Raw genomic sequence first — 11,823 nt, forward strand, 5'->3', positions numbered from 1 at the left:
AACTGCTGGTCAAAGGGTTATCCACAGGCTCGGACGGGTGTCTCGTGATCGGCCTACCATGGCCGGACCGACGTTCGTGGCTCGACGCGGACGGCTTGGGAGGGGGACTGGAATGGGGCGTTACGTACGGTGGGCGGCTGTGACCGCCGCGGCCGCGCTGCTGGCGGCCGGCTGCAGCGGCGGGTCGTCCGGCGACGGGGCGGCGGCGGAGCGGTCGGGCGGCGCGAGGCCCAGCACGACCGGCGCGAAAGCGCTGCCCGCCGCGCTGACCTCGCAGCAGCCCGACTGGGAGCGCTGCAAGGCCACCGCGGACTCCTCCGCGCCCGGCAGGGACTGGCAGTGCGCGACGCTGAAGGTGCCGCTCGACTGGTCGAGGCCGGGAGGCGAGACGATCGACCTCGCACTGATCCGCTCCAAGGCCCGCGGCGGCGACCGCATCGGATCGCTCCTGTTCAACTTCGGCGGCCCCGGCGCCTCGGGCGTCGCCGGACTGCCCGGATACGCCGCCACCGTCTCCCTGTTGCGCGAGCGGTACGACCTGGTGAGCTGGGACCCGCGAGGGGTCGGCGCCAGCGAAGGCGTCCGCTGTCGCAGCGACAAGGAGACGCAGGCGGCCGAGGCCGTGGACGCCACCCCGGACACCCCGGCCGAGGAGCGGGCGTACCTCAAAGACGCCACCGACTTCGCCCGGGGCTGCGAGAAGGACGCGGGCGACCTGCTGGCGCACGTCTCGACCACCGACACCGCGCGGGACATGGACCTGATGCGCCAGGTCCTCGGCGACACCGAGCTGCACTACTTCGGCATCTCGTACGGCACCGAGATCGGCGGCGTCTACGCCCACCTGTTCCCGGAGAACGTGGGGCGGCTGGTGCTCGACGCGGTCGTCGACCCGAGCGCCGACGCGGTGGCCCAGCGCGAGAACCAGGCCCGGGGCTTCCAGCGCGCGCTCGACAACTACCTGATGTCCACCGGGCAGGACCCCGCGCAGGGCACCCGGAAGATCGCGGACCTGCTGGATCGGATCGACGCGCGCCCATTGGACACCTATTCCGGGCGGAAGCTGACCCAGGTCCTCGCGTTCACCGGCATCGTCTGGCCGTTGTACCGCCAGGACAGCTGGCCCTCGCTGACCAGCGCTCTCGACACGGCCGAGCAGGGGGACGGCTCCGAACTGCTGGCGCTCGCCGACGGCTACAACGAACGGGACTCCTCGGGCCGCTACGGCCTGCTCCCGCAGGCCCAACGGGTCATATCGTGCTTGGACGACAAGCAGCGGCCCACCCTCACGCAGGCGAAGAAGCTGCTGCCCGAGTTCGAGAGGATCTCCCCCGTGTTCGGCCCCTTCCTCGGCTGGGACGCGGCCGGCTGGTGCCACGACTGGCCGGTGCCCGGGCAGTACGAGACCCCGGAGGTGAGCGCGCCCGGTGCGGCACCGGTCCTGGTGATCGGCAACACGGGCGACCCGGCGACGCCGTACGAGGGTGCCCGGAGGATGGCGGACGAGTTGGGCCAGGGGGTCGGTGTGGAGCTCACCTGGAGGGGCGAGGGACACGGCGCGTACGGGAACGGGAGCGACTGTGTGGACTCCACGGTGAACGCGTATCTGCTGAAGGGCACGGTGCCGAAGGACGGCAAGGTCTGCGCCCTGCGCGGGTAGGGGAAAGGGGCCCGGCACCCGTGGTGCCGAGCCCCTCCCGGGAAGCCGTTGGACTAGTAGACCGGCTTGTGCGGCTCGATCTGGTTGACCCAGCCGATCACGCCGCCGCCGACGTGGACGGCGTCGGAGAAGCCCGCGGACTTCAGGACCGCGAGGACTTCCGCACTGCGGACACCCGTCTTGCAGTGCAGGACGATCTTCTTGTCCTGCGGGAGGCCCTCCAGGGCGGTGCCCATGAGGAACTCGTTCTTGGGGATCAGCTTGGCGCCCGGGATGGAGACGATCTCGTACTCGTTGATCTCGCGGACGTCGATGATCTCGATGTTCTCGCCGTCGTCGATCCACTCCTTGAGCTGCTTGGGAGTGATCGTCGAGCCGGCGGCCGCCTCCTGGGCCTCCTCGGAGACGACGCCGCAGAAGGCCTCGTAGTCGATGAGCTCGGTGACGGTCGGGTTCTCGCCGCAGACCGCGCAGTTCGGGTCCTTGCGGACCTTGACCTGGCGGTACTGCATCTCCAGGGCGTCGTAGATCATCAGGCGGCCGACGAGGGGCTCACCGATGCCCGCGAGGAGCTTGATGGCCTCGTTGACCTGGATGGAGCCGATGGACGCGCACAGCACGCCCAGCACGCCGCCCTCGGCGCAGGAGGGGACCATGCCGGGGGGCGGGGGCTCCGGGTAGAGGCAGCGGTAGCAGGGACCGTGCTCGGACCAGAAGACGGAGGCCTGGCCGTCGAAGCGGTAGATCGAGCCCCAGACGTACGGCTTGTTCAGCAGCACACACGCGTCGTTGACCAGGTAGCGGGTCGCGAAGTTGTCGGTGCCGTCGACGATCAGGTCGTACTGGCTGAAGATGTCCATCACGTTGTCGGCCTCGAGCCGCTCCTCGTGAAGGACCACGTTCACGTACGGGTTGATGCCGAGGACGGAGTCACGGGCGGACTCGGCCTTGGAGCGGCCGATGTCGGCCTGGCTGTGGATGATCTGGCGCTGCAGGTTCGACTCGTCGACCTCGTCGAACTCCACGATGCCGAGCGTGCCGACGCCCGCCGCGGCCAGGTACATCAGCGCCGGCGAGCCCAGGCCGCCGGCGCCCACACAGAGCACCTTGGCGTTCTTCAGCCGCTTCTGCCCGTCCATCCCGACATCGGGGATGATCAGGTGGCGGGAGTACCTGCGGACCTCGTCTACGGTGAGCTCGGCAGCGGGCTCGACCAGGGGTGGCAGCGACACGGGGACTCCGTTGGTCGGTCAATCACTACAGTTGTTCTCCCCGTAACACTGCCACGGCCTTCTTCATTCCGAGACACCCGTTCCGATCCGCGAGACGATCTCGTCCCAGTAGCCGGGCATGGCCTCCCAGGGGTCGACGCGGCCGCCGCGGTCCGTGCGGTCGGTGAACCAGATCGTGGCGGCGCCCTGCCAGCGGGCGATCCGCAGTGCCTCCTCGAGGTGCGGTCCGGGCACTCCGTGGACGAGATGGCAGAAGCGGTCGGGCGGGTAGTCGGCGGTCCACTCGGCCACCTGCGACCAGCGGTAGTCGCTCCAGGAGCCGGAGAAGGTGACCAACTGGTCGGCGTTCTCGGCGTAACCGGGGTGGGGGTGGGTGCCGTGGCCGAGGACGATGTGGGCATCGTCACCGACCGCGCGGAGGGTGGAGACGGTGCGGCGGACGTCGGGGAGCGTGGCGCGTTCGGTCGGACAGCGGTCCAGGAGGAAGCCGTCGACCTGGTACCAGTCGATGTAGCGCTGGCCCTCGGAGACCGTCTCGCCGTAGGTGCGGGTCCCGTAGGCGCTGTCGAGGCGGCCGAGGACGCGGACGCCCGCGTTGCGCAGCCGGCCGGCCGCTTCGAGGCAGTGCGGGTCGGGGCGGGCGCCGGGGCCGTCGGCGACATCGAGGACCGCCCAGTGCACGGGGGTGCCGGGGCGGGTCAGTTCGGCCCATTCGGCGGGGGCGACCAGGGGGTGGGCGAAGCCGGGGACGCCGAGGCCGGTGCGCAGTTCGGTGCTCGACGTGCTTGTCTTCGTGCTGGTCAGATGCGGCATGCCGCCTCCATCCAGATGTCGGCGAGAGACTCTTCGAGGTTGATGCGGGGGCGCCAGCCGAGCCGGTCGCGCGCGGTGCGCACATCGGCCTGCTGCCAGCTGCCGCAGCCGTCGGGGTACGGGTACGCGACGGGTGCCGCGTGGTCGGGCTCCGAGCGGGGGTGGCCGATGGTCGCCCTCAGCGGGCCGGGAGGGCCGTCGAGTTCATGGAGGGCGCCGCCGTATCCGGCGACCCGGGCCAGGACGGCGGCGGCGTCGCGGAGGCGGACGGCTCGGCCCGAACCGATGTTGATGACGCCCTGTGCGGCGGAGAGCGAGGCCGCATGGACGGCGCGGGCCACATCGCGGACGTCGACGAAGTCGCGTTGGGCGCCGAGTCCGCCGAGCTTGAGTTCGCCGTCGCCGGACTGCATGGCGCGGCGCATGGCCTCGGCCAGACGGCCGAGCGGTGAGCCCGCGGGGGTACCGGGGCCGGCCGGTGAGAAGACGCGCAGGACGACCGCGTCCAGGCCGGAGCCGAGGACCAGTTCGGTGGCGGCGAGTTTGCTGACGCCGTACGGGCCGCCGGGGCGCGGGACGGCGTCCTCGGCCGTGGAGGAGCCGGGCTGGCTGGGCCCGTACTCGGCGCCGCAGCCGATCTGCACCAGACGAGCTCCGCAGCCGCTGCGGCGCAGGGCCTCGCAGACGGTGGCGACGGCGACCGTGTTGTGGCGGGTGAGTTCGCGGGCGCCGCCGCGGGTGGCGCCGGCGCAGTTGACGACGACGCCCGGATGGACCGCGTCGAGGAAGCGGGTGAGGGCGCCGGGGCTGCCGGACGCGAGGTCGAAGCGGACGTCGGCGTCGTCACCGCGGCCGAGGGCGGTGAGCTGGACAGCGGGGTCGGCGAGCAGGCGGTCGGCGACGAAGCGGCCGAGGTAGCCGTTGGCTCCGATCAGCAGGACTCTCATCGGGCTGCTCCCGGGGCCTTGGGGGGTCGGGAGGTGGTCATTGCGGGTTCTCCTTCGGGAGGGGCTTGCGAGTTGCCTCCGGCGGGACCGGAGGGGGTGCCTGCGGCGGGGGCCGTAGGGGCTGCCTGCGGCGGTGTGTGCGGGTCGGCGGGGCGGTTCCCCCACCGCGGGTGGCGCGGGTGGAAGGCCGCGCCCACAAACTGGGGGTTGCTCTCGCCCACGGCGGGTGGGCGGCCGCGCCTACGGCGGGTGTGTGGCTCGGGGGCGGGTCAGCACGAGTCCTCCGCTCGGGCGTGGGCCGACGCTCTGGTCAGCTTGCGGGCCCCGTGGATCAACAGGGCCAGGGCGCCGAGGCCGCAGGAAAGGGTCTGGATGCCGCCCGCGCCCCAGAGATCCACCAGGGCGTCCACCGGTGCGGCCAGGACGCCGCAGCCCGGCAGACGGGAGGCGAAAGCCGCTGCGAGGGCGGACGCCTGGGCCGTGGCCGCGGCGGTGAGGACCACCCCGGGGGCGTGGGTGAAACCGTGGACGGTGAGGAGGCGGGCGAGGAAGAGGAGCGCACCCAGGGCGATGACCTGTGGGAGGGCTGCTGGTTCGGCCACGGCGGCGGCGGACAGGGCCGACAGAGCCGTCAGGACGCACAGGTACAGGGCGAACGTGCCGAGCAGCAGAGGGCGCACCGAGGCCGCGAAGTCCTCCAGGCCTCGACTGACGGCCAGTTTGCGGCGGGCGCGGGCCGCGAAGAGGTGGGCGGACCAGGCCGCCGGGCCGCAGGACAGGGTGAGGGCGAGGAGGGGGGCCGTGGCCAGGGGCCAGGGGGCGTCGGCGGCGCCGGTGGGCAGGGCGTCGGGACCGCCGGTCACGGCCGCGGCGAGGAGGCCGTCGCCGAGGGCGGCGTAGGCGAGGAGCCAGTACGTCCAGGTGGAGGTGCCGGTGGCGGGGGCGCGGTCGGGTGTGCCGAGGGGGCCGCGGGACAGGGCCGCGCGCACGGCCAGGGACACGGCCAGGAAGCCCACCAGGGCGGCGACCAGCCGGGAACGGCCGTCGGTGAGGTGGATGCCGGTCACCGTGGCCACGCAGAGGGCGCCGGGGAGGAGGGTGAGCAGGGCCCAGTCGGCGCGGGGCCCGGAGGTCTGCTCCACCGTGGGTGGCGGGGTCGCCTCGCCGTCCCTCGCGACACGGGCGTACATCTCCTCGGCGAGGGAGAAGACGTCCCGGTGCCGGAAGCGGACAGCGGTGCGGTCGGTGACGCCGTGGGCCTCCAGGCCCGCCGCGATCTCCAGGGGGTCGACGGCCCGTGCGCACAGCTCGCGGTGACGGTGCATCAGGGCTTTCACCGGGTCGGCGGCGGAACGGCGTGCGGGGCCGGGGGTGGTGGGCTTCAGGCCGGTGGAGACCTCGGGGGCACGCGGGGTGGGCGCCGACGGGGCGTACGGGTCTGCGTCCTCGGAGGAGTCGACCGTGGGCGGGTCGGTGTCCTCCGGCTCAGCCAATTCGGGCACCTCGGGCTCGCCGGTCACCTCGGACCTGCCGGAGACCTCGAACTCCCCCGACACCTCGGGCGCCCCGGAGCCCCACGCACCGGGGCTGCCCGGGGTGTCGGGGCGGTCGAGTTCCACGTCGCTCATCCGGTCGCTCCTTCCGGGGCGGCGAAGGGAGGCGTCGCGCGGACCGGTGGTCCCGCGGCCCAGCCGGGGCCGCCTCGGGCCACGACACGAGTGCTGTGCTCGGTCCAGCGGCCGGGTACATGGGCTTCGGCGGGTGCGGCGAAGGGCAGGGGCTCGCCGGTGTTGTCCAGGACGACCCGGCGGACCGGGGTGTGCGAGACGATCTCCAGGTAAATGCCGTGAAATGCCGTGATGTTCTGTTCCACGGTGAACAGTTCGAGCGCCCGGGCGCGTGCGGCGGCGCCCAGGCGCTCTCGGCGCTCGGGGTCGCGCAGCAGCGTGACGCACGCCTCCGCGAGCGCCTTCGGGTTGCGGGGCGGGACGACGAGCCCTGTGCCGCCGATGACCTCCACGACCGCTCCGACGTCGGTGGACACGGTGGCCCGGCCGCAGAACATCGCCTCGACGAGGGTGATCGGGAAGCCCTCGACGACACTGGACAGGACGGTGACCGCGCCCGAGGCGTACGCGTCGGCGAGGGTCGGCACCTCGGGCCCGCCGATCTCCTCGAAGCAGACGGGGTTGTCGCCGACGGCGTGCAGCCCCTCCGCCTCGTCGGGGAAGAGCTGCGCGGCCAGCGCCTTGCAGTGCCCGAGATAGGCCGCGCCCTCGGGGCCGGTGGGCGCGCCGACGATTCTCAGCCGGGTCTTGGGCTCCTCCTTGCGGACCTCCGCGAAGGCGTGGAGCAGGGAGATCAGGTCCTTGGCGGGTTCGATCCGGCCGACCCAGACCAGCGCGTCCGGGTCCACGCACTCCGCGGACTCGCCCACCTCCGTGAAGCGGGCGGCGTCCATGCCCGGGTAGACCGTGCGCAGCTTCGCGCGGTCGGCGCCACAGCGCTCCTGCCAGCGGCGGGCGTGGGTGTTGCCGGGCGTGACGACCGCCGCCCGCCGGTAGGTCTCGGTGGCCAGCCGGCCGTGGAAGGCGGTGAGCAGGCTCCGTACGGCGGGCGGGGACTCGGTGTCGGCCAGGTAGTGCGTGCGCAGCCGTACCCCGTACTCCGTGACCAGCAGCGGCACACCGCAGAAGTGGTGCGCGAGGAGCCCGGGCAGGGCGGCCGGGCCGCCGGAGGTCGCGTGGCACAGGTCGACCGCGCCGAGGCCGTCGTCCTCGTACCAGTCGAGGGACAGGGGGCGCAGGGCGCGCTCCAGGTGTCCGGCCACGGCGAGCAGCTCCGGTACCCGCGCCGCGCGCGCCGTCTGCCGGGCGCCGGGCGCACGACAGGCGCGCTCCAGGGCTCGTACGGCGGTCTCGGAGCGGAGCGCTCCGACCAGCCCGCCCTCGTCGCGGGCGAGTTCGGCGAGTCCGTACAGGGCGTTGGCGAAACGGTCCGCCTCCGTGGCCGACGACTCCCCCGAGGTGTCGCCGACCGCCCCTTCGCACAGTGCCGACGCCAACTCGCCGTACGACTCGGCGAACCGACGGCGCGCGCGCCGCCCGTACACCACGCCGTCGTCCTCCGCGGTCCACAGCGGGGCCGTGATGACCCTGCCGACCTGCGGTGGCAGTTGGACCCAGCCCTCGTCCTCCTGGTGCTCGCTGCGGCTGAGCGCATAGATGTCGAACTCATGCTGCTCGAGCCCGCGCACGAGCCGGTCGCACCAGAGCCTGGCGTCACCGCTCACATACGGATAGCCACCCTCCGTAAGCAGTCCTATGCGCACGAGTGCACCCCCGATCTCCCGTATGAGGAGCCGCCGTTGGCCCGGCGGCTCGCAGCGGGACGAAGGTATGCGGACAAGGCGGTGGCGCGACGGACGGTTGTCCATCGCGCCACCAGAAGGGGTGAACGCTCGTAACTTTCCGGTGCGGGTCGCGTTCGGTCGCGCTAAGAGATCACCCGGACACGGAACGTCAGGTCACGGCCACTTCCCGGCGCTCCGCCCTGCGCCGGGCCGCGATGTGCGGATCGAGCGCCGGTACGGCGGCCAGGAGTTGCTGGGTGTACGGGTCCCGCGGGCTTTCGTAGACCTCGTCCGCCGGCCCCTGTTCGACGATCCGGCCGCGTCGCATCACGGCGACGCGGTCGCTGACCTGGCGTACGACGGCGAGGTCGTGCGCGACGAAGACCAGCGCGAGTCCGAGCTCCCGCTGCAACTCGCCGAGCAGGGCCACCACCTGGGCCTGGGTGGTGACGTCGAGGGCGGAGACCGGTTCGTCGCAGACGATGACGCGCGGGTCGGCCGCGAGCGCCCGGGCGATGCCCACGCGCTGGCGCTGGCCGCCGCTGAACTCGTGCGGGTAGCGGTCGTAGTGCGCCCCTTCGAGCCCCACGCGCTCCAGGAGTTCCGTCACGCGCCCCCTGATCCGCTGCTCGTCCCTCTCGCCCCGCGCGCGGAGCGGGTCGGCGATGGACTCGCCCACGCTGCGGCGGGGGTTGAGGGAGGAGACAGGGTCCTGGAAGACCATCTGCACGGCCGGGTTCACGCCCACGCGCGCGTGGCCGTCGTGACGGACCTCCCCCGCCGTCGGCTCCAGCAGGCCGACCAGCATTCGCCCCAGCGTGGTCTTGCCGCTGCCGCTCTCGCCGACGACGCCGAGGGTCTCGCCCCGGCGGACGGTCAGCGAGACGTCGTCGACGGCCGCGAAGGCCTTCTTGCCGCGGCCGAACTCGCGCCTCAGGCCCTTCGCTTCGAGGACCACCTCGTCGGATGCCCGGGAAGGTGCCCGCGGCGCGTCCAGGCGCGGTACCGCGGCGAGCAGTTCGCGCGTGTACGCCTCTCCCGGCGCCCCGAGCACCGCGGCGACCGGCCCCTGCTCGACCGCGCGACCGTGCCGCATGACGAGCACGTCATCGACGCTCTCGGCGGCGACACCCACGTCGTGCGTGACGATCAGCAGGCCCATGCCGGTCTGCCGGCGCAGCGTGTGCAGCAGGTCGAGGATCTGCGCCTGGACCGTCACGTCGAGCGCGGTGGTCGGCTCGTCGGCGATCAGCAGGGCGGGCTCGCAGGCCAGTGCCATCGCGATGAGGGCGCGCTGGCGCATGCCGCCGCTGAACTCGTGCGGACGGGACCGGGATCGCCGTACGGCGTCCGGAATGCCGACCCGGTCCAGCACCTCCACCGCACGCGCGCGTGCCGCTCGTCGCGACCCACGCGTGTGCACGCGGTACACCTCGGCGATCTGGTCGCCGATCGCGTAGTAGGGGTCCAGGGACGACAGCGGGTCCTGGAAGACCATCGCGGCCTTCGCGCCCCGCAGCCGCCGCAGTTCCTCGTCCGACGCCTGCTGTACGTCCACTCCGGCGACCTCGACCGAGCCGCCCACGCGCGCGCCCGTGCCGCGGTGCAGCCCGAGCAGGGCCGAGGCGACGGTGGACTTGCCGGAGCCGGACTCGCCGACCAGAGCGAGGGCCGCGCCCTGCTCCAGGCGGAAGGAGAGGCCGTCGACGGCGCGCAGGTCGCCGAACTCGACGGTCAGGTTTGTGACATGGACGAGGCTCATACGAGCACCACCCGTCGGTCGGCCACCGCGTACAGGACGTCCGCGACGGCGTTGGCGAGCACCACGAAGAAGCCGATGACCAGAACCATCCCGACGACGACCGGGAGGTCGACGACGGTGACGGCGTGGACCAGTTCCTGGCCGATGCCGGGCAGGCCGAACAGCGACTCGACGAGGACGGCCCCGCCCATCGCGCTGCCGAAGTCGTTGGCGTTCAGGGCGATGATCGGAGCCAGGGCGCCGCGCAGGGCGTGCCGGCCGACGATCGACCGCTCGCCGACGCCGTAGGCGCGGAAGGTGCGGATGTGGTCCTCGGCGAGCGTCTCCAGCATCGACGCCCGGGTCAGCCGGGCGAAGTAGGCCGCCTCGCCGAGGGCGAGCGTGACCCAGGGCAGCAGCAGACCCCACATCCACTGTTCGGGGTCGTCGGAGAAGGAGACGTACTCCGGGAAGGGCAGCAGTTCCAGCTGTCCGCAGACCACGATCATCAGGACGAGGCCGATGACGAACACGGGCGTGGCGACGCCGGCGAGGGTGATGCCGGTCAGCGCGCGCTCGGTGAACCGGCCGCGCCGCCAGGCGGAGAGCACGCCGGTGCCGACGCCCAGCAGCAGCCAGAGCACCATCGCGCCGACCACCAGCGACAGGCTGACGGGCAGCTTGTTCAGGATGATCCGGGTGACCTGCTGGTCGCTCTGGTACGACAGCCCGAGGCAGGGCGCCGGGCAGTGTTCGACGGAGGTGCCGGTGGAGTAGTCGTGGCCCGCGACGATGCCCTGGAGGAAGTGCCAGTAGCGAAGGTAGAGCGGGTCGTCGAGCCGGAGTTGCTGGGCGACCTGGTGCACCTGTTCCGGCGAGCAGCGTGGGCCGCAGGTGATCTGGGCGACGTTGCCGGGGGTGGCGTAGAAGACGACGTAGATGATCACCGAGAGGGCGAGGAGGGTGAGTACGGCGCTCACGGCCCGGCGCAGGGCGAATGCGGTGAAGCCGCTCATGCGGTGCCCTCCTTGGCGGCCTCGGACTTACGGGGCTCGGACTCGCCGGCCTCGGGCTTGCGGGCCTCGGACGTGTCGGCCTTGGACTCCTGTCTGCGGCCCGTGCCGACGCGCAGTCGGGAGGCCGCGCGCGGGTCGAGGGCGGTGCGGACGCCGTCGCCGAGGACGGTGAGCGCGAGGACGGTGACGAACAGCGCGGCCGCGGGCAGCAGCAGGTACTGCGGGGCCGCCTGGTACCAGACGTCGGCCGAGGTGAGCATCTGTCCCCAGGACGGGGTGGGCGGCTTGACGCCGACACCGAGGAAGGACAGGGACGCCTCGATGGCGATGTTCGCGGGCACCATGAGGGCCGCGTAGGTGATGACGGGAGCGGCGAGTCCGGGCAGCAGTTCCCGGCGGGCTATCCGCAGGGTGCCCCAGCCGCTGAGCCGGGCGGCGGCCACGTAGTCGAGTTCCTTGAGGGTGAGGGTCTGTGCGCGGGCGATCTTGCCGATCGTGCCCCAGGCGACGAAACCGATGATGAGCGCGACCAGGACCGGCCGGGGGAAGCTGCTCGGCACGATGGCCAGCAGTGCCAATGCCATGATCATCAACGGCATGGCCACGATGATGTCGGTGATCCGGCTCAACAGTTGATCAACCCATCGGTTGCCGAGCGCGGCCGCGACACCGACGACGACACCGAGGAAGACCTGTACGGCGGTCGCGGCCAGCGCGACGCCCAGGGAGACCCGGGCGCCGTACACCAGGCGCGCGAACAGGTCGCGTCCGGTCTGGGGCTCGACGCCGAGCCAGTGGTCCCCGCTCACGCCCCCGAAGGACCCGATGGGCACGCCTCCGCGCGCGGAGTCGATGAGCGACGGATGGTAGGTGGTCGGGTCCTGGCCCTCCAGCGCGGTGAGCAGGGGCGCCCCGAGGGCGACCAGGACGAGCAGCGCGACGACGACGGCCGCGACCATGGCGGCGCGCTGCGCCCGCAGCCGTCGCCAGAACTGACGGGCCCCCGAGGCCCCCGGGACAGATGCCTCGGGGACCTCGGTGGCGACAAGTGCCTCGCTCATC

The 11,823-nt window shown here is 72.5% G+C and carries 9 protein-coding genes; 1 reads left to right on the plus strand and 8 read right to left on the minus strand.

The genetic code is table 11. From position 1 onward, the window contains the following. The first annotated feature begins 112 nt into the window (after positions 1-112). Positions 113-1,660, plus strand: coding sequence for an alpha/beta hydrolase (locus tag D1369_RS13695; protein ID WP_118082464.1), 1,548 nt, complete (start codon positions 113-115; stop codon positions 1,658-1,660). Positions 1,661-1,713: 53 nt separating this feature from the next. Here D1369_RS13695 and moeZ read toward each other — a convergent pair whose 3' ends face one another. The 8 genes from moeZ to D1369_RS13735 all read right to left on the minus strand — a co-directional run bounded on the left by moeZ (position 1,714) and on the right by D1369_RS13735 (position 11,822). Next, positions 1,714-2,892, minus strand: a complete 1,179-nt coding sequence (gene moeZ, locus D1369_RS13700; protein ID WP_007384550.1) for an adenylyltransferase/sulfurtransferase MoeZ — start codon at positions 2,890-2,892, stop codon at positions 1,714-1,716. 63 nt (positions 2,893-2,955) lie between these two features. Next, a complete protein-coding gene (locus D1369_RS13705) occupies positions 2,956-3,705 on the minus strand; it encodes a spherulation-specific family 4 protein (RefSeq protein WP_007384549.1) in 750 nt (249 codons plus the stop codon). Next, the gene (locus D1369_RS13710) at positions 3,693-4,652 is read right to left on the minus strand and encodes an NAD-dependent epimerase/dehydratase (protein WP_007384548.1); all 960 of its coding nucleotides are present in this window, start codon (positions 4,650-4,652) and stop codon (positions 3,693-3,695) included. The genes D1369_RS13705 and D1369_RS13710 overlap by 13 nt, the downstream gene beginning before the upstream one ends. Before the next feature lie 269 nt (positions 4,653-4,921). After that, positions 4,922-6,280 (minus strand): hypothetical protein, encoded by a 1,359-nt coding sequence (locus D1369_RS13715; protein WP_118082465.1) that lies wholly within the window; start codon positions 6,278-6,280, stop codon positions 4,922-4,924. Continuing rightward, positions 6,277-7,983 carry a DUF3492 domain-containing protein gene (locus tag D1369_RS13720; RefSeq protein WP_118082466.1) on the minus strand — a complete coding sequence of 569 codons (1,707 nt, stop codon included), beginning with the start codon at positions 7,981-7,983 and terminating at the stop codon, positions 6,277-6,279. Before D1369_RS13720 ends, D1369_RS13715 begins: the two co-directional genes overlap by 4 nt. A gap of 190 nt (positions 7,984-8,173) precedes the next feature. Beyond that, the gene (locus tag D1369_RS13725) at positions 8,174-9,766 is read right to left on the minus strand and encodes an ABC transporter ATP-binding protein (protein WP_118082467.1); all 1,593 of its coding nucleotides are present in this window, start codon (positions 9,764-9,766) and stop codon (positions 8,174-8,176) included. Next, a complete protein-coding gene (locus tag D1369_RS13730; protein ID WP_007384544.1) occupies positions 9,763-10,761 on the minus strand; it encodes an ABC transporter permease in 999 nt (332 codons plus the stop codon). The genes D1369_RS13725 and D1369_RS13730 overlap by 4 nt, the downstream gene beginning before the upstream one ends. Continuing rightward, entirely contained in the window at positions 10,758-11,822 is a 1,065-nt protein-coding gene (locus tag D1369_RS13735; protein ID WP_007384543.1) for an ABC transporter permease, read from the minus strand. Before D1369_RS13735 ends, D1369_RS13730 begins: the two co-directional genes overlap by 4 nt. Position 11,823 lies beyond the last annotated feature (1 nt).

Source organism: Streptomyces sp. CC0208 (assembly GCF_003443735.1).
Taxonomy (GTDB): Bacteria; Actinomycetota; Actinomycetes; order Streptomycetales; family Streptomycetaceae; genus Streptomyces; species Streptomyces sviceus.